This is a genomic window from Micromonospora sp. NPDC093277 (assembly GCF_044765245.1).
Classification (GTDB): Bacteria; Actinomycetota; Actinomycetes; order Mycobacteriales; family Micromonosporaceae; genus Micromonospora.
In genome coordinates, this window is record NZ_JBIWJO010000006.1 from 80,821 (window position 1) to 105,733 (window position 24,913).

Consider the following 24,913-nt stretch of genomic DNA (forward strand, 5'->3'; position numbering starts at 1 on the left):
GACCTGGGAAGGAAACACTGTGGAGCGCACGTCTATCGGGATCATCCTCAACGGCGTGACCGGACGGATGGGATATCGCCAGCATCTCGTCCGGTCCCTGCTCGCCATCCGCGAGCAGGGCGGCCTGCCCGCCCGGGACGGCAGCCGCATCTGGCCGGAGCTGACCCTGGTGGGCCGCAACGAGGCCAAGCTCGCCGAGATCGCCGCCCGGCACGGGCTGACGTCGTACACGACGGACCTGGACGCCGCGCTCGCCGACGACTCCCACCAGATCTACTTCGACGCGCAGGTGACCGCGCAGCGGGAGAAGGCCATCCGAGCAGCGATCGAGGCGGGCCGGCATGTCTACACCGAGAAGCCGCTCGCCGAAGGGTTGACCGGCTCCCTGGAACTGGCCCGGCTCGCCGCCGCCCGGGGTATCAAGAACGGCGTGGTGCAGGACAAGCTGTTCCTGCCCGGCCTGCGCAAGCTCAAGCGGCTGGTCGACGGCGGCTTCTTCGGCCGGATCCTGTCCGTACGGGGCGAGTTCGGCTACTGGGTGTTCGAGGGCGACTGGCAGAAGGCCCAGCGGCCGAGCTGGAACTACCGCGCCGAGGACGGCGGCGGCATCGTCGTGGACATGTTCCCGCACTGGCACTACGTGCTGGAACAGATCTTCGCCCCGGTGACCGCCGTCACCGCGCACATCGCCACCCACATCCCCGAGCGCGTCGACGAGACCGGCCAGACCTACCGGGCCACCGCCGACGACGCCGCGTACGGCATCTTCGAGCTGGCCGGCGGCATCACCGCGCAGATCAACTCCTCCTGGGCCGTGCGGGTGCACCGGGACGAGCTGGTCGAGTTCCAGGTTGACGGCACCCACGGCAGCGCCGTGGCCGGCCTGCGCGAATGCCGCATCCAGCACCGGGGCGCCACCCCGATGCCGGTGTGGAACCCGGACCTGCCGGCCACCGAGAACTTCCGCGGCCAGTGGCAGAGCGTCCCCGACAACGAGGACTTCGACAACGGCTTCAAGGTCCAGTGGGAGGCGTTCCTGCGCCACGTCGTCGACAACGAGCCGTTCCCGTGGGACTTCCTGGCCGGCGCCCGCGGCGTACAGCTCGCCGAGGCCGGGCTGCGCTCGGCCCGGGAGGGACGCCGGGTCGAGATCGAGGAGATCAACCTGTGACCGCCCGGATCACCCTGCCCAACCCGGACGGGGGGACGGAGGTGCTGACGCTGCGGGAGCCGGCCGGCTGGCAGCGCCCGGCCGCGCCGCCGGCCAGCCGGATCGCGTACGCCGCGGCGCACGTGGTCGCCGACCCGTACGCCGACAACGCGCCCGGCCAGGCCGCCCGGCTCGACTGGGACGCCACCCTCGGCGTACGGCGCAACCTGTGGTCGTGGGGGCTCGGCGTCGCCGAGGCGATGGACACTGCCCAGCGCGGGATGGGGCTGGACTGGGCCGCCACCCGGGAACTGATCCGGCGCAGCGCAGCCGAGGCCGCCGCCTGCGGCGGGCGCATCGTCGCCGGGGCGGCCACCGACCAGCTCACCGGCGTGCCCGATACCCTCGACGAGATCGTCGCCGCGTACGCCGAGCAGGTCGCCTTCGTACAGGCGTGCGGAGCGACCGCGGTGGTGATGGCCAGCCGGCAACTCGCCGCCCTCGCGACCGGGCCGGACGACTACCTACGCGTCTACGAGCAGGTGCTGTGCGGGACGAGCACGCCGGTCGTGCTGCACTGGCTCGGCGACATGTTCGATCCGGCCCTGGCCGGCTACTGGGGGTCGACCGACCTCGACGAGGCGACCAAGACGTTCGTGGCGCTGGTCCACACCCACGCCGACGTGATCGACGGGGTGAAGGTGTCGCTGCTGGACGCCGAGCGGGAGGTCCGGCTGCGTGAGCTGCTGCCGACCACCGTCAAGGTCTACACCGGCGACGACTACCACTACCCGGAGCTGATCGCCGGCGACGGCCAGCGGTTCAGCCACGCCCTGCTCGGCGCGTTCGCGGCCATCGCGCCCGCCGCGTCGGCGGCGCTGCACCGCCTCGACGCCGGCGACCCGGTGGGCTTCCGGGAGATCCTGGACCCCACCGTGCCGCTGTCCCGACACGTCTTCGCCCCGCCGACGCGGTACTACAAGACCGGCATCGCGTTCCTGTCCTGGCTCAACGGCTTCCAGCCCGGTTTCACCATGGTCGGCGGGCTGCACAGCGGGCGCGGCGTGCCGCACCTGGTGCGGGCCTTCCGCCTGGCCGACACCGCCGGCCTGCTGCTCGACCCCGACCTGGCGGTGGAGCGGATGCGCCGGTACCTCTCCGTCGCGGGGGTGGCCGCGTGAGCCGGCGGACCAGCGGCGGGGCAGGCCGTGTCGCCGCGCGGCGAAGTGGAGCCCCGGCGTGAACGCCGCCGACCCGCGCCTGGCGCGGCTGTCGCTCAACCAGCGCACCACCGAAACGTGGTCGGTCCGCGAGGCCGTCGCCGGCTGCGTGCGCGCCGGCATCCCGGCCATCGGCCTGTGGCGCGAGCCGGTGGCCGAGATCGGGGTACGGGCTGCCGCGAAGCTCGTCGCCGACGCCGGGCTGCGGGTGTCGTCGCTGTGCCGCGGCGGCTTCCTCACCGCCGACGGCGAGGCTGGCCGGGCCGCGCTGGCGGACAACCGGCGCGCGATCGACGAGGCGGCCGGACTGGGTACGGACTGCCTGGTCATGGTCGTCGGCGGCCTGCCGCCCGGCTCCCGCGACCTGCGCGGCGCCCGACAGCGGGTCGCCGACGCGCTCGCCGAACTGGCCCCGTACGCGGGCGAACGCGGCGTCCGGCTGGCGCTGGAGCCGCTGCACCCGATGTACTGCGCCGACCGGGCCGTGCTGTCCACCCTCGGGCAGGCGATCGACCTCGCCGAACGGTTCCCGGTCGAGCAGGTGGGCGTCGTGGTCGACACGTTCCACATCTGGTGGGACCCGGACGTGTGGCGGCAGATCGCCCGCGCCGGGGACCGGATCGCCAGCTTCCAGGTGTGCGACTTCCTCACCCCGCTACCGGCCGACGTGCTGCTCGGCCGGGGCATGATGGGCGACGGCCACATCGACTTCCCACCGTTCCGGCGGGCCGTCGAAGAGGCCGGCTACACCGGCGACACCGAGGTGGAGATCTTCAACGCCGAGGTGTGGGCCAGCGACCCCGACCAGGTCCTCGCCACCATGAAGGACCGCTACCTGCGGCTGGTCCTGGCGGACTGATGCGCGTCGTCGTCGCACCGGACTCGTTCAAGGGCAGCATCGCCGCCGACGATGCCGCCGGCGCCTTGGCCCGCGGCTGGCTCGCCCGCCGGCCCGGTGACGACGTACGACTGCTGCCCATGGCCGACGGCGGCGAAGGCACGGTCGACGCCTTCGCCGCCGCGCTGCCCGACGCCGTGCGCCGCACAGTGACCGTGCCCGGCCCCGACGGCCGGCCGGTCGACGCCGCCTGGCTGCTGCTGCCCGACGCCACGGCCGTGCTGGAACTCGCCCAGTCCAGCGGCCTGCCGCTGCTGGCCGCCCCGGACCCGCTCGGCACGCACACGTACGGGCTCGGCGCGGTCGCCCGGGCCGCCCTCGACGCCGGTGCCACCCGCCTCGTCATCGGCCTCGGCGGCTCCGCGTCCACCGACGGCGGCACCGGGGCGCTACGCGCACTCGGGGTACGGCTGCACGACGCCCTGGGCCGGGACCTGCCGCTCGGCGGCGCCGCCCTGGCCGACCTGGCCCGCGTCGACAGCAGCGGCCTGCTGCCCACGCCGCCCGGCGGCGTACAACTGCTGGTCGACGTGGCCGCACCGCTGACCGGGCCGGCCGGCGCCGCCACCGTGTACGGACCGCAGAAGGGTGCGGCGCCGGCGGACGTGACGCTGCTCGACGCGGCGCTCCGCCGGCTCGCCGGTCTGGCCGGCGGCAACGCCGACGAGCCGGGAGCCGGCGCGGCGGGCGGTACCGCGTACGGCCTGGCCGCGCTCTGGGGAGCGCGGATCATCCCGGGTGCGACGACCATCGCCGAACTCGTCGGGCTGCCGGACGCCCTCGCCGGCGCGGACGTGGTCCTCACCGGGGAGGGCCGATTCGACGAGACCTCGTTGACCGGCAAGGTCGTCGGGTCGCTGCTGCTGGCGGCCGCGTCTGCCGGCGTCCGCGTCGGGGTGGCTGCCGGGCAGGTCGGCGGGCCGGTCCCCGGTTCGGTGTCGGCGGCGGTGTCCCTGGTGGAACTCGCCGGGTCGGTCGAGGCGGCGCTGGACGACCCGGCGCGCCTGCTGGTCGAGGCCGGTGGCGTACTGGCCGGCCGGCTGGGCGCCGGTCAGTTGTCGACCGTCGGCTGTCGGGCCTGAATACCGGATCGTTGCGCCTGCGCCGGGTTCCGGCACCAGCAGCCGCCGGCACCGGCCTTGCTCACGTCGGAGGCGTCGCCGTGCTCGAGGATGGTCCGTAGCTTCGCGGGACGGGGGCGGTCCGGGGCGGCCTGGCTCGGCAGCCCCGGACCGGACGGGGGTGGTGGGTCAGCCGGCGTAGGCAACGGCGACGTCGAGGATCCAGGTGACGCCGAAGCGGTCGGTGAGCATCCCGAAGCCCGGCGCCCACTGCGAGGGGCCGAACTTCTCGATGATCTGCTGCCCGGCGGAGACGTTGCCGCGTACGTCACCGGCGTCTTCCGTGGTTCCGAGGACGCTTCGGGAAACTGGCCGTGCCAGGGCACGGTGCTCCTCGACCTGCCGGCCGCCACCGTGGCCCTCTACACCCGCGACGGCCTCGTCGAGCAGATCACCCCCGACCGCTGCCGGCTCACACTCGGCTCCTGGTCCTGGCCCAGCCTCGCCGCCGCGATCGCCCGCTACGACGCCGACATCGACGTCGTCGGCCCCGACGAACTCACCGAGGCCTTCGCGCATCTCGCCCGCCGATTCACCCGAACCTCAGCAGGCCACACCCCAACACAGCCCCCTCCGGGTGATGGTGATGCTCACGAGGCCTCCCGGCGGTGAAACTGTTGCGGGCACGCCGCAGTGGCCGGTGGCCCCAGGGCGTTGTGCCCAGTTGACGGGGTTGGGTCCGGGCGCGGCTGTCGTGGCGGCTGCTTCCCGCGGACCCGGTGGGGCGGCGGCACCTCCGCGCCGCCGCCCCGCGCTCTGTGTCCGTCAGGCCGCCGGCGTACCGGTTGCCGTGAACAGACGGGTACGGCCGATGTTGTCGAACGAGCCGAAGCCCACCCGGCCGGAGGTGAAGGTGGTGTCCTTCGCGGTCAGCAGCGGATCCCGGTGCCCGTCGACGTAGACGGCGATCTCGCCGGTGGCGGGCAGGTGCACGACCCGCACCTTGTGCCAGTCGGCGTCGGTGATGGCCGGGTTGGCGCCGCGGGAGCGGCCGTTCCACTGGTGGTCGATGCGTTCCCGGTCGGCGTTGTCGACCTTGAAGATGCCGTTGTGCGGGTAGATCGAGTTGTCGGTGGACAGGTGCGCGTAGTAGTACTGCGTGTCCGACTGCCAGCCGAAGACGATGATCACGTCCCGGTTGGTGACCTCGACCGGTGTGTCGAGGCGTACCCGGGCGTCGATCTGCACCGACGACCAGGCCGGGCCCTTGGTCAGGATGGCGTACTCGAACGGCCGGCGCGGGCCGGGACGGCTCACGCCCTCCTCGGCGAGGATCACCTCGTCGCCGTCGAACCGCCACTTCGACGGGGTCACCGGCGCCCAGTTCGCCGCGCCGCCGGTGTGGACCACCTTGCTCTTGCCCACGTCGCCCTCCGCGACCGTTCTGGTGCCGGCCACCTTCCAGATCTTCGCATTGGCCTTGGCCAGGATGTAGAGCTCGCCGGCCGCGTCGGTGCCGAAGCGCAGGTCGACCCGGTTCGGGTCGCCGGGCGCGCCGGGCCCGGAGAGGTCCTGCATCCGCACCAGGTCGCCGGCGGTGGTGTACAGGGCGAGGCGGTGGATCGGTGCGAGGCCGGCATCGCGGCGCATCTCGTTCGCCTCGGTGTAGAGGATACGGCCGTCGACGAGGTCACCGAAGACGTACTTGCCCTTCAGCGCCGGCAGCGCCTTGCCGCGGTAGACGAACCCGCCGGCCACCGCGACACCGACGTCCGAGGTGCAGTTCCAGCCCGGGGCCGGGTCGTGGTCGTATGCGGCCACCGGGTACGTGTAGCCGTAATTCGCATCATCGGCCGGCAGCGGGTAAAGCTTGTCGCAGGGCTTGGTGGCCGCCTTGTCGAAGACCCACGAGCCCTCACGCTCGCTCCAGCCGAAGTTGTCCCCGGCCCGGACCTCGTAGATCGCCTCGACGGCGTGCTCGCCGATGTGGCCCAGAAACATCCGGCCGGTGGCCCGGTCCCAGCTGAACCGGTGCGGGTCGCGGAAGCCCACCGCGTAGACCTCGCCGAGCGCGCCAGCCTGCCCGACGAACGGGTTGTCGGCCGGGATCCCGTACCGGCCGTTGGGCGAGTCGGTGCCCCGGGGGTCGATGCGCAGCAGCTTGCCGTGCGGCAGGCCCATGTCCTGCGGGTCGCCGTTGCGGTAGCCCTGCCCACCATCGCCGACGGCCAGGTAGAGCATCCCGTAGTCGCGGTCGTGCGGCTTGGCGGTCGGGTTGAAGTTGATCTCCTGGATGCCGTGGACCTGGCCGCCGAAGCCGATGCGCAGCAGCTCCCGGTGGGTGCCGGTGAAGGTGCCGGCGGCCGGGTCGGTGGCCGTCCACTCGGTGATGACGCCCTGGTAGATGGTGTTCGGCTGAGCGTAGTCCGGTGTCCTGGTGGCGAGCGACGCCTGCTCGGTGTGGATGGTGTAGAAGCGGCCGTTGCGCGCGAAGTCCGGGTGGAAAGCGACGTACCCGAAGCCCTGGCCGAGGCCACGGCCGGAGAAGAACTGGGGCGCGAAGGCCGCCGCCACGTCCAGGTAGACGTGCGGCACGCCGTCCTCGACCAGGTACAGGTTGCCGTTGAGGTCCGGCACGGCCCGGCGGCCGGAACCGTCGGGCAGCTCGCTGATGGTGTTGATCCGGGCCTTGCGTACCAGTCGCTCGTCGACCGGCGCCGGGTTCGGGTCCGACTGCGGGAAGCTGGCGTACTCCTGCAGCACCAGCCCCAGCCGGGACTGGTCCGGCGTCTCGGGAATCGGGTCGTAGACCGCCCCGGCGGCCCGCGCCGGTGCGGCGACCAGAGTGGACAGGACGAGGGTGGCGGCAGCGACTCCGGCGGTCAACGCGACTTTGCGGAGCCTGCCGGTGCTGCCAGCACGAATGAACACGCGGGTCCTCCTTCTCGGTGGGACGGTGCCGAGGGTGGTCAGTGGGCCATGTAGCGGTACTGCTTGGCGATGTCGCCGGCCGGGATGACGCTGTCGAGGAACATGAGGCCATCCATGCGGCAGTCGCAGGGGTTGTTCTCGCGGGTGTTCTGCGGGAAGCTGCCGCCGATCTTGATACCGCGCGGATCGGTGGCGCTGGTGACGTACGGGCCGGGCCCGGACAGCTTCCAGGGGTCACCGGCGGTGGTGTAGAAGCCCTCGACCGGCTCACCGTTGCGGTACAGCGCCATGGTGCCGTTGGTGAAGTCGAAGGTGGCGGCCAGGTGCACCCACTCCCCCTTCGGCAGCAGGTTTCGCCAGTCCTCGCTGGCGGCGAAGGTCTGCGAGGCTCCGCCGTCGAGGCGCCGGCCGAGGGCGACCAGGCGCAGCTCGCCGTTGACGTCGATGAGTTCGAGCAGCGCCCGCACGGCGTGCCCGTCGGAGTCGCCGGTCAGCACACCGGCCAGGCCGATGGCGTTGTACCGGTCGGTCGGGTTGGCGGTGTTGGAGTTGAGCGCCGGACCGTCCATCTCCCGCTTGAACCAGCCCATCACGGTCGCGCCCTCGGCACCGTTGAACGCGCGCAGCGTCCGCACGCCGCTGGACGACCAGGTCCCGGCCTTCCAGTCGTCGTTGCCGGCGGCCTCCGGGTTGACCTGCCGGGTCTGCAACGCGTTGCCGCTGCCCTTGTACGCCTGGTCCGGCACCCGCATCTCCGCGCCGCCGTTGACCAACTCGATCTCGGTGCCCGAGCGGCCCAGGTCCCGCTCCAGCGCGGCGTCGCCGGGCATCGGGTGGTCGAAGTCGTAGAAGGCGACCAGGTGCGACCACAGTGCGGGGTGGACGTCGTGCGGCCCGGGCCGGTCGGCGCGGGCCGGGTTCGCCCCGGCTGTCAGGGACAGCCCCAGTAGGGCGGCGGCCGCGACAGCGGCCCGTCTGCTTCTTCTCATGGGACGGTGCTCCATTCGTCGGTACGCGGTGGTGGCCGCAGACGAAAGCGCTTGCGTGACCAGGCGCGGGGCCGTGCTCGATAGCTGGCGTCGGAGGATACGTCTGAACAGGACTGATGATCGCCCCGGCCCTGCCGCGCGGCCGAGGTGAGGCTCGCCGTACGGCGGTCGAGCAGCGGTGGTGCCCGCGCTACGTAAGCGCTTACGAAAGCGCTTACGTAGCCTATGCTGTGCCTTGCGCCACAAGCAAGAGTGCGGCGCGGATCAATGTCCCCGAGGAGTCCAGGATGCCCCGACCCGGTCCCCGGCTGCGCCTCGTCGACGTGGCGGAACGCGCCGGCGTCTCGCTGGCCACCGCCTCGCGCGCCTTGGCCGGCCGGGAGGGCGTCAGCGAGGAGGTGGCCGACCGCGTCCGGCAGGTCGCCCGCGAGCTCGGCTACGTCGCCAACCCGTACGCGCGCACCCTCGCCGGCGGGGCCAGCTCCACCGTCGGCCTGATCGTCCACCAGATCGACGACCCCTACTTCTCCGAGATCGCCAGTGGGGTGATCGAGCTCGCCGCCGAGGAGGGGTTGCTGGTCCAGATCGCCCACTCCGGCCGCGACCCGGACCACGAACTGCGCCAACTGCGCCACCTCATCGCCCAGCGCGTCGGGATCATCCTGATCGCCGGCTCCGGCTACGACGACCAGCGCGTGGAGACCGAGGCGCGCACCGAACTCGCCGCGTTCCAGCGCGCGGGCGGACGGGTCGCCGTCATCGGCCGGCACACCCTGGGCGTCGACGCCGTCCTGCCCGACAACGAGGCCGGCGGCCGCGCGATCGGCGCGCACCTGTTGGAACTCGGGCACCGGCGGATCGCCGTCGCCGCCGGGACCCCCGGCCTCACTACGGTGGCCGACCGGCTCGCCGGCGTGGCCGCCGCGCTCGCCGAACATGGGCTCACCCTCGACAAGCTGCCCGTCGTACACAGCGACTTCACCCGGGACGGTGGCCGGGTCGCGGCCGAACGAATCCTGCGCGACCATCCGGAGAGTACGGCGATCATCGCCCTCAATGACGCGATGGCGATCGGCGTCCTGTCCGCGCTGCGGGCGCACCGCGTACCGGTGCCCGAAAGGATGTCGGTGGTCGGCTTTGACGACGTGTCGGTCGCCGCCGACCTCGCGCCGAGCCTCACCACGGTACGCCTGCCGATGACGCAGATGGGACGCATGGCGCTGGGCCTCGCCCTCAAGCCACGCGCGACCCGCCCGCGCCGCCGACCCACCGGTCAGATCCTGGTCGTACGCGACTCGACCGGCCCCGCACCGCTCCCGCGGGACTGATCCGGTGCGCCTGCTGTCCCCTGGGCCGGGAGCGAGGCACGGAATCGCCACCAGCGGGTTTCCCGTGCCGAGGTCCGGGAACGCACCGGCATGGCCGATTCTTTCGTGGATGAAGACCTGGCGACGCTGCGGGCCATCGCGTATGCCGCCGGGATCCCGGACAGCGACCGGATGCCACACGACGACCTTGTCGCCGCGCTGCGCCGGGCCGGCCTGGCCGAGCCGACCGGCGGGCCGATCGACACAAGGTTGGCCGATCCGGTCGATCCCGGCACGAACGAGGGCGTTCACCACGGTCGAGGCGTGGGGCGACGCGAATCCGTGGGTGGCCCGGCCGCGGAGACGGCGGCGTCCCGAGCGGGCACGCCGCCACCTGGACGATCGGGCACCGACCACTGACCGGCGCTGCCGACCATTCGACAGCCACCACACGGGAGGCGACATGAGCGACGACATCAACCGCGTGGCGAAATCCCGAGCCAACCACCTGCCGGGCGAGACCGCGCACCGGAGCATCGACGACCGCGGTGTCACGCGGGGCCGTACCGGCGACTCCCGCACCGCCGGCCCACCGGACGGCACCGGCACGGCCTCCGGAGTGGAGGGCATGCCCCGCAGCGACCTCAACCTGGGTGACGAGAGCACCGGCGGCCGGGCCGCGGAGCAGGCGATCGGGGCCCTTCCCGAGGAGTCCGGCACCGAGATCGAGGACCGCACCGAACGGTGACGGCACGGCGTTGTAGGCGGCCTCGCGTTGCGGGGCCGCCTACAACGTATTGCCGACCGTTCCCTACCCTGGCCGCATGCTGACGCAGGTCAAAGGCCTGTCCCGCCACTTCACCGAGGAGAGCCTGCGCGCCTATCTGATCGGCCGGTCGGCCCGCCGCGGCAACGGTTGCCTGATCGTGCGCGGATACGGCGAACGGCGCGGCACCCACCAGAAACTGGCCGGGCGGGCGTGGGCACACATCGCCGCGTACGTGGTGTTCGTCGGCGGGTACGACCCCGCCCTGGACGTCGACCAGCGGTGCGGCGTGCCGGACTGCATCGAGCCCACCCACCTGCGGCAGGTGAGCCGGGCGGAGAACTGCCGCACCCGCCGCCGCGGCGAACGGTGCCGCAACGGGCACGACCGTGAGATCGACGAGGCGACCGGCCAGTACCGGCGGGTGTGTCGAAGCTGCAATCAGGAGGCCCAGCGACGCTGGCGGGAACGGCAGGCCGCCGAGGTCGCGCAGGCCCGGGCCCGGTACGGCCGCGATCCGGGCTGACCAGCCGCAAAGCGGAGGACTTGCATGCCGCGCCACAGCGGGACATCGGGCACGCCCGGTCGAAGTTCACGTGGCCTGGTCCGACGCCTCGTCAGTCGAGCGGCTGGCGCGCCATGGTGGGTGGCTCCTTCCCCGCCAGCAGCCAAGCGTCGGTGGTACGCGACGACGGGTAGGCCGGATCACGATCGCGGCGAAGGGCGAGCAGCGGCAGGTGACTGAGTCACTGCGGCGTGCCGGCGCAGCCAGTCGGCCAGGCACTCGCCGCCGACCGGGACCGGCGCCAGGTGCAACGACTGCGCAGCGTGGGTACGGGCGAGCCACCCCACCACGGAACCCGGAGAAGCTGTGCCTCGCCCTGGCTACACCATCCTGTTGCATTACGCCCAAGAACTGTCATTATGATGCAGTGCCGGTATGTCCATATCTGTCCGGTCCTATTGTTGGATTGCCGTTACCAGTAATCCGGTATTTAGGCCGGGCGGGCCCGGATGGCCCGGTGGACGCGCCGAGGCTTCGGGGTGTGATGCCGCCTCGCGTTGCCGCGCGACCACGTGGCAGGGAAAGAACTGGACGAGATGATGCTCAGGCTTGTAGCTTGCAGTGGCCCGTGACACCGCCCGAGGAGGTGAGACCCATGAACGCTGTATCGATGTGGGTGCTCCCCCTTCCCGTCACGGTCGGGCGATTGACGTAGGTGTCGCCGGGAGCGCCTCGCCAACAAGGCGCTCCCGAAAGGCAACACCTATGCACTCTCTGCCGTTCACCGCCGAGCCGTCGTCGACCGACACAGTCGAGCACGACTCCACCGTGGGTGACGTCCCCGGACTCCCAGCGCCGGCCACCGGCACCGATCGCGCGCCCCTCCTGTTCGACGTGATCATTGCCGGGTGCGGGCCGGCTGGTACGATGCTGGCCGCCGAACTGCGGCTGCACGGTGTGCGGGTACTCGTTCTGGAGAAGGACACCGAGCCCGTGTCGTTCGTCCGCATAGTCGGGCTGCATATTCGCAGTATCGAGCTGATGGCAATGCGCGGGCTGCTGGAGCGCATTCTCGAACGCGGAAGGCAGCGTCCGGCCGGCGGCTTCTTCGCCGCCATCAACAAACCTGCGCCCACGGGTCTGGATTCCGCGTACGCCTATCTGCTGGGCATACCGCAGCCGGTCATCGTTCAGCTGCTCGAAGAACATGCGATCGAACTGGGTGCGCAGGTCCGGCGCGGCTGCGCGGTGGCCGATTTCGAACAGGACGACGAGGGGGTGACCGTCGAGCTGGCCGACGGGGAACAGCTGCGTTCGCGCTACCTCGTCGGCTGTGACGGCGCGCGCAGTACGGTGCGCAAACTGCTCGGCGTCGACTTCCCCGGCGAGCCCTCGCGGACCGAGACGCTCATGGGCGAGATGGAAGTGGGTGTGCCGCAGGAGGAGATCACCGCCAAGGTGACCGAAATCGGCGAGACCGATAGTCGATTCAGCCTCAGGTCCTTCGGCCGGGTCTATCGCGTTGTGGTCCCCGCCGCGGAAGTCAGTGATCGGGCGGAACCGCCTACCCTCGAGGATTTCAAACAACAGTTGCGCACCATCGCAGGAACCGATTTCGGCGTGCACTCCCCGCGCTGGTTGTCCCGCTTCGGGGATGCCACACGGCTGGCCGAACGTTATCGGATCGGGCGGGTGCTGCTGGCCGGCGATGCGGCACACATCCATCCACCCATCGGCGGACAGGGCCTCAACCTGGGCGTTCAGGACGCATTCAACCTCGGCTGGAAGCTGGCCGCACAGATCCGCGGCTGGGCGCCGGAAACACTGCTGGACACCTACCAGGCCGAACGTCATCCGGTCGCCGAGGACGTGCTGGACAACACCCGCGCCCAGATGGAACTGCTGTCCACCGAACCAGGCCCGCAGGCCGTGCGCAGGCTGCTCACCGAACTGATGGACTTCGACGAGGTGAACCGCTATCTGATCGAGAAGATCGCCGGGATCGGCATCCGCTACGACTTCGGCGCCGGCCCCGACCTGCTCGGCCGCCGCCTGCGTGACATCGACGTGAAACAGGGCCACCTTTACGGCCTGCTGCATCGCGGCCGCGGCCTGCTGCTGGACCGCACCGAACGCCTGACCGTCGCCGGCTGGTCGGACCGGGTCGACTATCTCGGGGATCCCACTGCGGTACTGGATGTTCCGTGCGTCCTGCTACGCCCCGACGGCCACGTCGCCTGGATCGGCGACGATCAGCAGGACCTGGACGACCACCTCTCCCGCTGGTTCGGCAAGCCCAACTAAGGCTAACCCGACTCAAGCGAGAAGAAACGGGTGTAGCCGGGCGGGCCGGGTGGCCCGCCCGGCTACATTCCCACTAGTCCCCGGCCATCACGCTGAAGGTGAATCCAGCGCTCGTCCGACGGCGCAGCGGAATATCGCACTTGATCCGGCGCAGTACCTCGTTCCTGCTGAGGCCGAGCCCTTGCGCGATAAGCCGTTCCGGGCGCACCGGTACCGGATCCTCGAAGACGACCTCCACCTGGACCGGCCATGCCTCGTCGGGGATTGCCGACGGGGTGTCGAGCCGCCAAGCCCCCGTCCAGTCCAGAGTGAAGCGGGCACGCCGGGCGAGTAACGGATCCAACAGCCTGGACGCCACCAGTTCCTGATCATTGACGTGGTAGCCGTGGAGCTCGGCCGGATCGAAGGATCTGACCGACGCTCGCTCGTGCACGGGGAGCTTGTTCGTCCGATTGCAGGATACGCAGCGGACCAGCAGCCACACGTCCAGCAGCTTACCGTTGGCGTTGACGCGGAACCGGCCCTCGCCGGTCGTGGCCCACTCCGACCGGCAGTCCACGCAGCGCAACGACAGCAGAGGCAGCCTGGTCCGACGAACGACCCAGGGCAGCACAGTATGAGGTTGTGAAGACATGATCTCTTCGGACCTGATCTCTTGAGACCTGACACGAGGCCGAATACGCGCGACCTCAAACGCCGTATGACCGGGTGCACAAGGGCAGCCCGGCGGAACCGACGGGAGCGTCGGCCACAGGTGAGCGGAAGAAGTGTCAGGTCGAAAGAGCAGGCGGGGTCACGCGGTTTTGTCCTCTGTCCTCACTGTGACGGGCCGCAGGCAACCTACGCGAACGCGGAAGGAAGGCTCAAACGGTTTTCCGACGAGTCTTCGTCAGCGCGGAGATGGTTACCAGGCCGTACGGTGGGCTCGTCCAACAGGAGGACGGCCGGCTCGTGCAGCAGCGCGGCGGCGGTGCGGACGCGCCGCTGCTGTCCCCCGGAGAGCGTGCCGACGCGGCGGGTGAGCAGGTCGGCCAGGTCGAGCGCGGCGACAGCCTTCTCGATGCGGCCGCGCAGCAGCGGACCGCGCAGGCCGTGCAGCCCGCCGAAAAGGCGCAGGGTTCTCGGCGACCGTGGCGGTGGGGTACAGCGCCAGCTCCTGGCCAGCCAGGCCGATCCGGGGTCAGCCGTGGCCGCCGCCGTGTTCAACGCAGGGTGAGCGGATTCTCGGATTCGATGCGGGTCAGCTTCTCCGGGTTGCGGACGTAGTAGAGACCGGTGATGCGGGCGTCCTCGACCCGGACCGCCAGGATGCCGTCGATCTCGCCGTCGAGGTGCACGAGCAGCGCCGGGCTGCCGTTGACCACGGTCGGTTCGCTGGTGAGCGTGCCCTTGACCTTGCCCAGACCGCCGAAGAACAGACGGGACACCTTCTCGGCGCCGATGATCGGCCGCGGCACGGCCTGCTTGATGCCGCCGCCGTCGCCCACCAGGACGACCTCAGGAGCGAGCACGTCAAGCAGGCCCTGCAGGTCCCCGGTTTCGAGCGCGCGTTGGAGGGACTCCACAGCCGCCCGGGCCTCTCTCGGGGAGACCACCTCACGCGGGCGACAGGCATCGACGTGGCGGCGGGCGCGGTGCGCGATCTGCCGGACGGCGGCGGGGCTCTTGCCGACGGCTTCTGCGATCTCGTCGTAGCCGACCTCGAAGGCCTCGCGCAGCACGAAGACGGCGCGCTCGACCGGCGAGAGCCTCTCGAGGACGATCATCAGCGCCATCGACACACTCTCGGCGAGCTCGACATCCTCGGCCACGTCCGGCGCGGTGAGCAGCGGCTCGGGCAGCCAGGGGCCGACGTACGCCTCCTTGCGGCGTTTCAGCGTGCGCAGCCGGTTGAGCGACTGCCGCGTCGTGATCCGAACCAGGTAGGCGCGCTGGTCGTGCACCTGTCCCACGTCGACCTTGACCCACCGCAGCCAGGTCTCCTGGAGGACGTCCTCGGCGTCGGCCGCCGATCCGAGCATCTCGTACGCGACGGTGAAGAGCAGATTGCGGTAGGCGACGAAAGCCTCGGTCGCCGAGTCAGTCGCGTGGTCGCTGGTGATATTGCCTTCAGTCAACAGAGGTCCCCGTTCAGCGAGTCGCTAGCATCTCACCCCGCGTGGCCTGCAGCCGCTGCTGGCGCTTGCCATTCTTGAATCCCCAGCGGAACGAGCCGGGCTTACGTGCCTCGTCCGCCAGCTCCCGGACGACCATCTGGCAGGCGTACTCCTTGATCTTCCCGGCAAGGCGACCGCCGACGTGGAACCTGTTCGCAATGTCGTCCTTCGAGGCGAGCTGCGCGGTGGCGGCGTGCCGGCCCAGGCCGACGCACTGGCCGAAGACACCCACGTTGATGGCCGAGGGCTGCTCACCCGCGATCCGGGCCAGCACCGTGTCGGCAGCATGCGCGCCCAGCGGACGCGCGGTCTGGCAGCTCATCCGCAACGGCAGGTTCGACGGTGCCGCCGAATCCCCCGCCGCGACGATGCGCGCATCATCCACGCTGGCCAACGTCTCGTCGGTGAGCAGGCGCCCCAGGGCGTCGGTGCTCAGCCCGCTGCGCGCGGCCAGGTCCGGCACGCCGAAGCCGGCGGTCCAGATGGTCACCGCGCTCCGCAGCGGCTGGCCGCCGGTGAGCCGCACACCATCGCGCGTCACCGCCGCCACCGTCGCCTCGTCACCTTCCAGCACGGTCACCCCGAGTCTGGCCAGCTGCTTGGCCACGGAGCGTCGACCCCGCGGATGCAGGTACGGGCCGAGCACCCCGCCGCACACCAGGGTCACCCTGCGGCCCTGCTCCGCCAGTTCGGCGGCGATCTCGATCCCGGTCGGACCCGCTCCCACCACCGTCACCGGGGCCGTGGCGGGCGCAGCGTCCAGGACCGGCCGCAGCCGCTGCGCCTCCTCCAGGGTGGCGATCGGGTACGCGAACTCGGCCGCTCCGGGCACCCTCGGGTCGGCGCTGCCACTGCCCACCGCGTAGACCAGATAGTCGTAGCCGAGCGTGCCGCCGCCGGCCAGCGCCACGCGGCGCTCGGCCGCGTCGATCCGTGTCACGCTGTCGATCGTCAGTCGGACGCCGTCGGCCAGGATCTCCCGATAGTTGACGACCGCCTCGTGGGATCCGCCCACCAGTTGGTGGAGGCGGATCCGCTCGACGAAGGTCCGGCGGGGGTTGATCAGAGTCACCGTCACGTCGTCGCGCTGCGTCAGGCGGTTGGCGGCCATGACGCCGGCGTATCCGCCACCGATCACGACAACATCAGTGTTCCCGGCCATGGTGTCTCCCTCGTTTCTTGGGGTTCGTCCTCGAGACACCGCGTGACCGGTTGTTGTGACGGCACGTGCGACAGATCACTTCATACGCGTGGGCGTGGGCCTCCGGTTCGCGTGCAGGGCGGCCACGATGCGGGGCAGGGCCTCCCCGATCGGTTCGCGCACCACCTCGTCGGCGAGGTCGTCGTAGGGCGTCTCGTCCCGGTTCACGATCACCAGCCGCGCGCCGGCGCGGACCGCCACGGCACACAGCGACGCGGCCGGCTCCACCCGCAAGCTGCTGCCCACGGCCAGCAGGAGCTGCGACGCGGCGGCGATCCGGCGGGCGTGGTCGAGGACCGGGTCGTCGAGGTACTCACCGAAGAGCACGACGGCCAGCTTCAGGATCGCGCCGCAGTCGTCGCACCTCGGGTCGGTAACGCCGGCACGCACCCGGGCCAGCGTCGCGGCGGTCGGCGTACGGACGTCGCACCCCGTGCACCGCACCTCGTGGATCGTGCCGTGCAGTTCGAGAACCGTCCGTGCCGGCAGGCCGGCCTGTTGGTGCAGCCCGTCGACGTTCTGGGTCAGCACGCGTACCGCTGTGCCGGAGCGCTGCAGCGCGACCAGGGTGCGGTGCGCGGCGTTGGGCTCGGCCCGCCAGGCGGGATGGTCGACGTAGGTGCGCCAGAACCGTGCCCGGGCCGCCGGGTCCGTCATGAAGCGGGAGTACGTGAAGGCCTCCACCGCGGACGGATCCCGGGTCCAGAGCCCGTCGGGGCCGCGGTAGTCCGGCACCCCGGAGTCGGTGGAGATCCCCGCCCCGGTCAGTACCGCCAACCGGGTGATTCCTCGCGTCCACTCTCCCGCCTCGATCATGCGGGTGATGGTAGGAAGCCTCCGGTCCGCCTGGCGACTCCTTTCCGTGCTGGGGACGCGGCGCTACCCCGCTTCGCCAGGCCCGAATCGCCGCCGGACCGGGTACCGCAGCTGGGGATGACGGTCCCGGAGCCCGCGGGTCAGCGGCGGCGCCAGGGCAGCCGCCAGCGGCGACGCTCCGCACGGATCAAGGCCGGGGAGGTGCCGGTCGCGGCGGCGGCGATCCCCTCGCTGGCCGCCCGTTCGCGCTCCGCCCGCCAGCGTCGGACGGTCTCCTCGGCGTTCACGGGACGGACCACCACCCGGGGTCCGCTCGGTGTCCGCAGGAACTCCAGGATCTCCCGGTTCAGGGCGGAGACCACCGCCCGTACCGACTCCTCGGTCGGTAGGTCCCGCACCTCGTCGGGCAGCCGTTCCACCCGGCGGCGCAGCTGCAACGGGGTGGGCAGCAGCAGATCGCCCGGGATCCGCTCCCGTTCCAGAAAGGTCTTGATCCACCACGACTCGTCGTAGGGCAGGCCCCGCCCGGGGATCGGTTTGCCCGCTCCCGGCAGGTTGTCGAACTCGCCGCGCTCCTGGGCCGAGCGGATCTGTGCCTCGACCGCCGCCTCCCAACCAGCCACCACCGCTGTCACCTCCCGCACCCACCGTATCCGCCGGCCCGGAACAGGGGCAGCGCTCGCTCCACGCGCTCCCGCAGGCGGGCGCTGCGGTGCTCCGAACATCTGAGGCCCGTACCGTCGAGCGGGAGGAACCACCGGCGCGCGCGGCCGGCCGCTCGCCGCGCGCGGGAACCGGCGGTCAGGCCAGGTGGCGGACGTGGCGGTGGCCGTCACGAGGGAACGGCGGCTGGGCCGGCAGCACCTCCTGGAAGGCGTACCCGCTCTTCTCCGCGACCCGGCAGGAGGCCGGGTTGTCGACCTGGTGCAGCAATTCGAGGCGGGTCAGCCCGGTGGCGGCGAAGCGGGCGAACGCCCAGTCGGTGACCGCGTCGACCGCGCGCGGCGCGACGCCGCGACCCCGGGCGGGCGCCACCGTCCAGTAGCCCACCTCGGCGGACGGTCGCCCCGGGGTGAACTCCTTGATCAGCACGTGCGCCACCAGCCGTTCCCCGTCGGGCATCGGTTCCAGCACGGCGAAGCTGAACCGGCGGTCGGCCGCCCAGCCCTGCCGGCTGCGGCGCACGAATGCCCGGGCGTCGGCCGGAGTGTTCACCGGTTGCCGGGTCCAGTTCCGCAGCACCGGGTCCTGGTAGGCGGCGAGCAGCGCCCCGGCGTCGCCGGCCCGCCACGGCCGCAGCAGCAGACCGGGCGCGGACGGGGTGGGCGGGGCGTGCAGCACGATCGACATGTCGGTAGTCTGGCCCGCCCCGCCGATCCTGGCGACCCCGAGGTGGGCCGGGAGCGCGGTGGCGGGGCACCCGCCGACGCGGCCCGGCCGCACCCGTTGGTCAGCGACCGGCACTGTGCCGCTGGTAGTGGCGGGCGACGCGGGCACGGTTGCCGCAGGAGGGTTTGCACCACTCCTGGCGCGGGTGCTCCTTGACGAAGTAGCGCACGCAGCGCGGTGCCGGGCAGGCCCGCAGCTGCTCCCGGGCCGGGCTGGCGAGGAACTCGACGGCGGCGCGGGCCAGCGCGGCGGGCAGCCGCAGCCGGACCTCGGCCACCTGGCCCTGCCAGGTGAGCGTCGGGTCCGCCCCGCTCGGCCAGTCCAGCACCGGCCGCACCGGCATCGCGGCGGCGGCCTGGTTGAGCTGCGCGATCGCCTCCGGTACGGAGAGCAGCGCGCCGGAGTCGGCCCGGCTCGGCGGACCGGGGCGGACCGCTTCGGCGAAGAGCGTCCGCAGCGCCCGCCGCACCGCCACCACGTTTTGCCGGCTCCGCTCGTCGACCACGTCGGCCAGCGGCTCGGTCGACCCGGCGTACGGGCGCAGCAGCGGCGCCTGCTCGTGCAGCCAACGGGCCAGGCCGGGCACGTCGGCGAGGTCGTCGGTCACCCCGCCACTGCCGTCGTGCCGGATCGTGCCGGCCAGGGCGAGGGTGAGCTGCTGGGCCATCGGCGCTCCTCGGAGGCGGGTTGTGCGGCGACCGGGACCGAGCGTACCGTCCTAACGTCTCAACGCACACGAACCATTAGGGGGCCGGAGTGCTGGTCATCGCCCACCTCAGCGACACCCACCTCGACAGCCATCCCCGTTCGGCGGAACGGACCGCCCGGGTGATGGACTATCTGCACGGTCTGTCACGTCCGGTCGACGCGATCCTGGTCACCGGGGACGTCGCGGACCACGGCGAGGTGGCCGAGTACGAGTTGGCGGCGCGGCTCTTCGACTCCCCGTCGCCGGTGCTGGTGTGCCCCGGCAACCACGACGTGCGCGACGCGTACCGCAAGGGTCTGCTCGGTGACGAGCGCGGCGGCGCCGGCCCGATCAACGCCCGGTACGACGTGGCCGGTGCGGTCTTCCTGCTCGCCGACTCGTCGGTCCCCGGAGAGGACCACGGCCACCTCGACGAGGCGACGATGGGCTGGCTCGCCGCCGAACTGGCCGGCGTGCCGGCCGGCACGCCGGCCTTCCTCGCCCTGCACCACCCGCCGGTCGCGCTGCACCACCCGGTGATCGACCCGATCCGGCTGCTGCCGGCGCAACCGCTCGCCGATCTGGTCGCCGCGCACCCGCAGGTGGCCGCGGTGCTGACCGGCCACTTCCACACCGCCGCGGCGAGCACCTTCGCCGGCCGTCCACTACGGATCGCGCCAGGGGTGATCTCCACCCTGCGGATGCCGTGGGAGGGCGAGGGGCGGGTAACCACGCAGACGCAACCGCCCGGCGTGGCGTTCCACGTCTACGACGACAGCGGCCTGCTCACCACCCACTACCGGGTGGTGGTGTGAGGATGCGGGGCGTCGCCGTCCTCGGCTTCCTGGCCGCCGTCGCGCCGATCACCACCACGCCGGGCACGAGTCTCACCCTGGTCGTCTCCCGCGTCACCGGCGGCGGGCCACGGCAGGGCTGGTGGGTGATCCTGGGCACGGTGACCGGGCTGTACGCTCACGCCACCCTCGCCGCCGTCGGACTCGCGGCCCTGGTCCTACGCTCGTCCCAGGCGTTCTGGGTGGTCAAGCTGGCCGGTGCCGCGTACCTCGTCGGGCTCGGCCTCTGGATGATGTGGTCCTCGCTCCGCCGGACCGCGCCACCCGCCACACCGCCGGACCGGGCGCGACGGATGCGGTGGCGCGCCCGCCACCCCTACCTGCAGGGCCTGCTCGGCAACGTGCTGAACCCCAAGGCCGCCGCCGTCTACCTCACCCTCGCGCCGCAGTTTCTGGCACCGGGGCGGCCGGTGCTGGGGCCGATGCTCGTGCTGGCCACCGCGCACGCCGCCCTGCACACCTGCTGGCTCGCCGGCTGGACCGTCGCCTCCGGCGCCGCCGCCCGGCTGTTGCGGCTCGCCTCCGTCCGGCGGCTGATCGACCGGGTGGCCGGCGGCATCCTGCTCGCCCTCGGCGTGCGGACCGCGCTGACGTGACGCGGGTGCCGGGCCCGGTGGGCGTAGGGTAGAGCGCCCTTACGCTGGCCACGGCGGTCCCCGGGATCGTGCTGGTGCCCCCGCTGTACGTGGCGGTGAAGCGGACCGTCATCGGGGCAGCTCGCGGAGTACCGCCATGCCACCCGGGGGGACGATCACCGCGTCGTCGACGATCTTGCCGGTGAGTAGTTCCGTTCCGGTCGCCGGCACGCGCTGCGGCCGGTCGCTGTGGTTGAGCAGGAACAGCCAACTGCGGTCCCCGTCCCGACGGCGGACCGCCTCGACGCCGGTTGGCGCGTCCGCGCAGACCGGGGCGACCCCCGCGAGCCGGGCGGCGTCGGCGAGCAGCCGCCGGTAGGTGTCGTCGTCGGGACGGGTGGAGACATACCAGGTCAGGGCGTCGCCGATCCGGTGCCGGGTCACCGCGGGTCGCCCGTCCAGCACCCCACCGAGGTACGCGGTGACGGGCACGGCGCCGGCCAGGTGCACGGTCTCGGTCCAGTCCTGGCCGGTCCCGCCGCCGGTCAACGGTGCCCGGTCGTCCCCGGCGAGCGGGTGGAACTCCTCGACCCGGATGCCCAGCAGGTCGCGGAACGCGCCCGGGTAGCCGCCCAGGCGGATCCGGCCGTGTTCGTCGGCGACGCCGCTGAGCCAGGTGACCAGCAGGTGGCCGCCATCGCGGACGTGGTCGCGTACCCAGCCGGCGGTGGCGTCGGAGGCCAGGTAGAGGGCGGGCAGCACGAGCAGCCGGTAGCCGTCGAGGGGGTCGCCGGGCAGCACCAGGTCGCAGGCGATCCCGGCGCGCCACAACGCGCGGTGGGCGGCGGCCACCTCGGCGTGGTGGTCGAGCCGCTGCGACGGCAGGCCCGGGTGGCGCAGCGCCCAGCCGCAGGCGGCGTCCCAGCCGATCGCGACGGAGGCGTCCACCCGGCCGGCGTCGACCTCGGCGATCCGGCCCAGCAGGTCGCCGAGGTCGACGGCCTCCCGGAACACCCGACTGTCGGGGCCGGCGTGCCCGACCAGCGCCGAGTGGAAGCGTTCCGCGCCGCCGACCGGGGCCCGCCACTGGAAGAACATCACCCCGCGGGAGCCCCGGGCGACGTGGGCGAGGCTGTGCCGGGTCATCCGGCCGGGTTCCTTGGTGTGCATCCGCCCGGCGGTGTGGATCTGGTTCGGGGCGCTCTCCATCAGCAGCCAGGACGCCCGCCGGTCCGCCGTACCCCGCCGGTGCGCGCCGTGCCGGGCCCAGCCGCGGGCGAGGTCGGCGGCGAGCGCGGTCTGCTCCTCGGCGCCGCCGTCCACCGCCGACGGGTAGTGGTCGACGGCGACCAGGTCCACCTCGGACGCCCACCGGCCGTGGTCGACCGGCACCCAGTTGCCGAGCACGTAGTTGGTGGTCACCGGCACCGCCGGGTTGGCCGCGCGCAGCACGTCGCGCTGCTCGGCGTACGCGGCCAGCAGGGTGTCGGACCAGAAGCGGCGGAAGTCGAGCAGCTGGCCCGGGTTGGCCAGGTACTGGGTGGCGCGGGGCGCGGCGATCTGCGCCCAGTCCGAGTAGTGCTGGCTCCAGAAGGAGGTCACCCAGGCAGCGTTGAGCGCGTCGAGGTCGCCGTACCGGTCGGCCAGCCAGCGCCGGAACGCCGTCTCGGTGTGCGCGCAGTGGCAGGTGGTGCCGTACTCGTTGTGCACGTGCCACAGGGCCAGGGCCGGGTGGTGGGCGTACCGGTCGGCGAGGACCCCGGCGATGCGGCGCGCCGCGGCCCGGTACGCGGGCGCGGCGGCGCAGTAGGTGTCCCGGCTGCCGTGGTGCAGCCGTACGCCGTCGGCGGTGACCGGCAGCGCGTCCGGGTGGGCCAGGGAGAACCAGGGCGGGGGCGAGGCGGTGGGGGTGGCCAGCGCGGCTCGGATGCCGTTGTCGTGCAGCAGGTCGAGGACCTGGTCGAGCCAGTCGAAGGCGTACCGGGCGGGGGCGGGTTCGAGGCGGGACCAGGCGAACACGCCGACGGTGACGAGGTTGACCCGGGCGCGGCGCATCAGCGCGACGTCCTCCCGCCACACCTCGGCCGGCCACTGCTCCGGGTTCCAGTCGCCGCCGTAGCAGAGCCGGCCGTCGTCCCGTATCACCTCTGATCAGCCCTTCACCGCGCCGGTGAGCATGCCCTTGGTGAAGTGCCGCTGGACGAACGGATAGACGATCACCGCCGGCACCACGGTGACCACCACCACCGCCATCTTGACCGCGAGCGTCGGCGGGTACGCGGTCATCCCGGGCAGGTTGATCGGCGTGCCGGAGACGTTGGGCGACTGCCCGGCGAGGATGTAGCTCTGCAACACCCGCTGGATCGGGAACTTGTCGTTGTCGTCGATGTAGAGCAGCGCGTTGAAGTACACGTTCCAGTAGCCGACGGCGTAGAAGAGGCCGATCACGGCGATCACCGCCCGGGACAGCGGCAGCATGACCGTCCACAGGATACGGAGCTCCCCCGCGCCGTCGATGCGGGCGCTGTCGAGCAGTTCCCCGGGAATGTTCATGAAGAACGCCCGGATCACCACCAGGTTGAACACGCTGACCGCGCTGGGCAGGATCAGCGACCAGATGCTGTCCTTGAGCCCCAGACCGGTGACGACCAGATAGCTGGGCACCAGGCCGGGGAAGATGAGAAAGGTCAGCAGGAAGAAGAAGAGCAGCCCCCGGTGACCGACCGACCCCGGCCGGGACAGCCCGTACGCGGCGAGCACGGTCAGCACCAGGCTGAGCGCGGTGCCGAGCACGGTGACCAGGGTGCTGATCCAGACCGCCTGGGTGATCTGCCCACCACTGAAGATCGTCACGTACGCGGACGGGTCGATGCCGTGCGGCACCATCACCATCCCGCCGGCCGCGTCGATCGTCTGCCGGGAGGAGAGGCTGGTCACCAGGACCGACCACATGGGGACCAGGACCGCGGCGACGAGCAGGACGAGCAGGACGCCTTTGATGGCCCGCCCGGCCGGCGAGGGCGGCTCCTCCCAGGCGGGCCGGCGGGAACGGCGCCGCCGAACGGCCGGGGTGTCGAGGTGGCTGATCATGGCCGGGAGTACACCCCCTGCTCGCCGAGCCGGTGCGCGACGTGGTTGGCGGTGAGGATCAGCACCAGCCCGACCGCGGCCTTGAACAGGCCGGCGGCGGCCCCGAGCCCCCACTGCTGCGTGGTGATCGCCTGGAAGTAGACGAAGGTGTCCAACACCTCGGCGGCGTCCCGGCCGACCGCGTCGCGTTGCAGGATGAACTGTTCGAAGCCGACCGAGAGCGCGTCGCCGAGGCGCATGATCAGCAGCAGCACGATCACCGGACGCAGGCCCGGCAGGGTGATGTGCCACATCCGCCGCCACCGGCCGGCCCCGTCGGCGGCGGCCGCCTCGTACAGGTTCGGGTCGATCGCGGCGAGGGCGGCGAGGAAGACGATGGCGCCCCAGCCGAGGTCCTTCCAGACCGCCTCGGCGGTGACCAGCACGATGAAGCCGTCCGGGTTGGTCATCACGTTCCAGGGCGCCAGGCCGGCCTGGCGCATCTCCTGGGCGAGCAGCCCGGCGCCGCCGAGCATCTGCACGAAGAACGTCACCACCAGCACCCAGCTGAAGAAGTGCGGCAGGTAGACGACGCTCTGCACGAAGCCGCGCACCCGACCGGAGACCAGGCTGTTGAGCAGGATCGCCAGCAGGATCGGCAGTGGGAAGAAGAAGACCAGTTGGAACGCGGTGATGGTGAGGGTGTTGCGGACCGCCGCCCAGAACAGCGGGTCGCTGAAGAGCGCCCCGAAGTTGCCGAAGCCGATCCATTCGCTGTGCAGGAACGCGTCGAACGGGCCGTCGCCGACGAACGGGTTGTAGTCCTGGAAGGCGATGACGTTGCCCAGGGTGGGCAGGTAGTGGAAGACCAGCAGCAGCGCCGCGGCCGGGGCGGTCATCGCCAGCAGCGGCCAGTCGCGGGCCAGCCGGGCGCGCAGCGTCCGCCGGGCCTTCTTTCGCGTACGCCCCGGTGGGGCGGCCGGGCCGGCCGCCGGCGTGTCGACCACGCCGGCGGCACCCTGAGCGCTCATGCG

25 protein-coding genes are annotated in these 24,913 nt (G+C 71.9%); 12 read left to right on the plus strand and 13 right to left on the minus strand.

The features are described 5' to 3' along the window. Positions 1–19 precede the first annotated feature (19 nt). From ACIRG9_RS14870 to ACIRG9_RS14890, 5 genes are all read left to right on the plus strand, one after another. The gene (locus ACIRG9_RS14870; protein WP_402855144.1) at positions 20–1,171 is read left to right on the plus strand and encodes a Gfo/Idh/MocA family protein; all 1,152 of its coding nucleotides are present in this window, start codon (positions 20–22) and stop codon (positions 1,169–1,171) included. After that, positions 1,168–2,331, plus strand: a complete 1,164-nt coding sequence (locus tag ACIRG9_RS14875; protein ID WP_402855147.1) for a dihydrodipicolinate synthase family protein — start codon at positions 1,168–1,170, stop codon at positions 2,329–2,331. Before ACIRG9_RS14870 ends, ACIRG9_RS14875 begins: the two co-directional genes overlap by 4 nt. A 58-nt stretch (positions 2,332–2,389) precedes the next feature. After that, positions 2,390–3,229, plus strand: a complete 840-nt coding sequence (locus ACIRG9_RS14880) for a sugar phosphate isomerase/epimerase family protein (RefSeq protein WP_402855150.1) — start codon at positions 2,390–2,392, stop codon at positions 3,227–3,229. Continuing rightward, positions 3,229–4,350 carry a glycerate kinase gene (locus tag ACIRG9_RS14885; RefSeq protein ID WP_402855153.1) on the plus strand — a complete coding sequence of 374 codons (1,122 nt, stop codon included), beginning with the start codon at positions 3,229–3,231 and terminating at the stop codon, positions 4,348–4,350. Before ACIRG9_RS14880 ends, ACIRG9_RS14885 begins: the two co-directional genes overlap by 1 nt. Before the next feature lie 90 nt (positions 4,351–4,440). Further along, positions 4,441–5,001, plus strand: a complete 561-nt coding sequence (locus ACIRG9_RS14890; RefSeq protein WP_402855156.1) for a WYL domain-containing protein — start codon at positions 4,441–4,443, stop codon at positions 4,999–5,001. Between the two features lie 153 nt (positions 5,002–5,154). Here the strand turns inward: ACIRG9_RS14890 and ACIRG9_RS14895 are convergent, their stop codons facing one another. After that, on the minus strand, positions 5,155–7,260 hold the full coding sequence (locus ACIRG9_RS14895; protein WP_402855158.1) for a PQQ-dependent sugar dehydrogenase: 2,106 nt from the start codon (positions 7,258–7,260) through the stop codon (positions 5,155–5,157). Between the two features lie 38 nt (positions 7,261–7,298). Beyond that, positions 7,299–8,249, minus strand: a complete 951-nt coding sequence (locus ACIRG9_RS14900) for a LamG-like jellyroll fold domain-containing protein (protein WP_402855161.1) — start codon at positions 8,247–8,249, stop codon at positions 7,299–7,301. 287 nt (positions 8,250–8,536) lie between these two features. Here ACIRG9_RS14900 and ACIRG9_RS14905 point away from each other — a divergent pair, with 287 nt between their 5' ends. From ACIRG9_RS14905 to rox, 5 genes are all read left to right on the plus strand, one after another. Next, positions 8,537–9,577: a LacI family DNA-binding transcriptional regulator gene (locus ACIRG9_RS14905; protein ID WP_402855164.1), complete on the plus strand. Its 1,041-nt coding sequence runs from the start codon at positions 8,537–8,539 to the stop codon at positions 9,575–9,577. Between the two features lie 105 nt (positions 9,578–9,682). Next, the gene (locus ACIRG9_RS14910; RefSeq protein WP_402855166.1) at positions 9,683–9,976 is read left to right on the plus strand and encodes a hypothetical protein; all 294 of its coding nucleotides are present in this window, start codon (positions 9,683–9,685) and stop codon (positions 9,974–9,976) included. A 43-nt stretch (positions 9,977–10,019) separates the two neighbouring features. Then, entirely contained in the window at positions 10,020–10,304 is a 285-nt protein-coding gene (locus ACIRG9_RS14915; protein ID WP_402855169.1) for a hypothetical protein, read from the plus strand. A gap of 76 nt (positions 10,305–10,380) precedes the next feature. Continuing rightward, on the plus strand, positions 10,381–10,848 hold the full coding sequence (locus ACIRG9_RS14920; protein ID WP_402855172.1) for an HNH endonuclease: 468 nt from the start codon (positions 10,381–10,383) through the stop codon (positions 10,846–10,848). An 864-nt stretch (positions 10,849–11,712) separates the two neighbouring features. Then, entirely contained in the window at positions 11,713–13,131 is a 1,419-nt protein-coding gene (gene rox, locus ACIRG9_RS14925) for a rifampin monooxygenase (RefSeq protein ID WP_402856048.1), read from the plus strand. 73 nt (positions 13,132–13,204) lie between these two features. Here the strand turns inward: rox and ACIRG9_RS14930 are convergent, their stop codons facing one another. From ACIRG9_RS14930 to ACIRG9_RS14965, 8 genes are all read right to left on the minus strand, one after another. Beyond that, positions 13,205–13,744, minus strand: coding sequence for a DUF1062 domain-containing protein (locus tag ACIRG9_RS14930; protein ID WP_402855175.1), 540 nt, complete (start codon positions 13,742–13,744; stop codon positions 13,205–13,207). A 227-nt stretch (positions 13,745–13,971) separates the two neighbouring features. Beyond that, positions 13,972–14,337: an ATP-binding cassette domain-containing protein gene (locus ACIRG9_RS14935; protein WP_402855178.1), complete on the minus strand. Its 366-nt coding sequence runs from the start codon at positions 14,335–14,337 to the stop codon at positions 13,972–13,974. After that, on the minus strand, positions 14,334–15,248 hold the full coding sequence (locus ACIRG9_RS14940; RefSeq protein WP_402855181.1) for an RNA polymerase sigma-70 factor: 915 nt from the start codon (positions 15,246–15,248) through the stop codon (positions 14,334–14,336). The genes ACIRG9_RS14935 and ACIRG9_RS14940 overlap by 4 nt, the downstream gene beginning before the upstream one ends. A 13-nt stretch (positions 15,249–15,261) precedes the next feature. Next, entirely contained in the window at positions 15,262–16,449 is a 1,188-nt protein-coding gene (locus ACIRG9_RS14945) for an NAD(P)/FAD-dependent oxidoreductase (RefSeq protein ID WP_402855183.1), read from the minus strand. A gap of 75 nt (positions 16,450–16,524) precedes the next feature. Then, positions 16,525–17,304, minus strand: a complete 780-nt coding sequence (locus ACIRG9_RS14950) for an SIR2 family NAD-dependent protein deacylase (protein ID WP_402855186.1) — start codon at positions 17,302–17,304, stop codon at positions 16,525–16,527. 140 nt (positions 17,305–17,444) lie between these two features. Then, on the minus strand, positions 17,445–17,948 hold the full coding sequence (locus tag ACIRG9_RS14955) for a DUF1992 domain-containing protein (protein ID WP_402855189.1): 504 nt from the start codon (positions 17,946–17,948) through the stop codon (positions 17,445–17,447). A gap of 157 nt (positions 17,949–18,105) precedes the next feature. Next, the gene (locus ACIRG9_RS14960) at positions 18,106–18,654 is read right to left on the minus strand and encodes a GNAT family N-acetyltransferase (RefSeq protein ID WP_402855191.1); all 549 of its coding nucleotides are present in this window, start codon (positions 18,652–18,654) and stop codon (positions 18,106–18,108) included. A gap of 100 nt (positions 18,655–18,754) precedes the next feature. Further along, positions 18,755–19,360, minus strand: coding sequence for a CGNR zinc finger domain-containing protein (locus ACIRG9_RS14965; protein ID WP_402855193.1), 606 nt, complete (start codon positions 19,358–19,360; stop codon positions 18,755–18,757). Between the two features lie 89 nt (positions 19,361–19,449). On the opposite strand from ACIRG9_RS14965, the gene ACIRG9_RS14970 reads away from it, so the two are divergent. Further along, positions 19,450–20,196, plus strand: a complete 747-nt coding sequence (locus ACIRG9_RS14970; protein ID WP_402855196.1) for a metallophosphoesterase — start codon at positions 19,450–19,452, stop codon at positions 20,194–20,196. Positions 20,197–20,198: 2 nt separating this feature from the next. After that, positions 20,199–20,831 carry a LysE family translocator gene (locus ACIRG9_RS14975; protein ID WP_402855199.1) on the plus strand — a complete coding sequence of 211 codons (633 nt, stop codon included), beginning with the start codon at positions 20,199–20,201 and terminating at the stop codon, positions 20,829–20,831. Between the two features lie 108 nt (positions 20,832–20,939). On the opposite strand, the gene ACIRG9_RS14980 is transcribed toward ACIRG9_RS14975, so the two are convergent. From ACIRG9_RS14980 to ACIRG9_RS14990, 3 genes are read right to left on the minus strand one after another with little or no spacing between them, the layout of a single operon-like run. Then, positions 20,940–22,952, minus strand: a complete 2,013-nt coding sequence (locus ACIRG9_RS14980; protein ID WP_402856051.1) for a beta-galactosidase — start codon at positions 22,950–22,952, stop codon at positions 20,940–20,942. Positions 22,953–22,961: 9 nt separating this feature from the next. Beyond that, on the minus strand, positions 22,962–23,900 hold the full coding sequence (locus ACIRG9_RS14985) for a carbohydrate ABC transporter permease (protein WP_402855201.1): 939 nt from the start codon (positions 23,898–23,900) through the stop codon (positions 22,962–22,964). Continuing rightward, a complete protein-coding gene (locus ACIRG9_RS14990) occupies positions 23,897–24,910 on the minus strand; it encodes an ABC transporter permease (RefSeq protein ID WP_402855204.1) in 1,014 nt (337 codons plus the stop codon). Before ACIRG9_RS14990 ends, ACIRG9_RS14985 begins: the two co-directional genes overlap by 4 nt. Positions 24,911–24,913 lie beyond the last annotated feature (3 nt).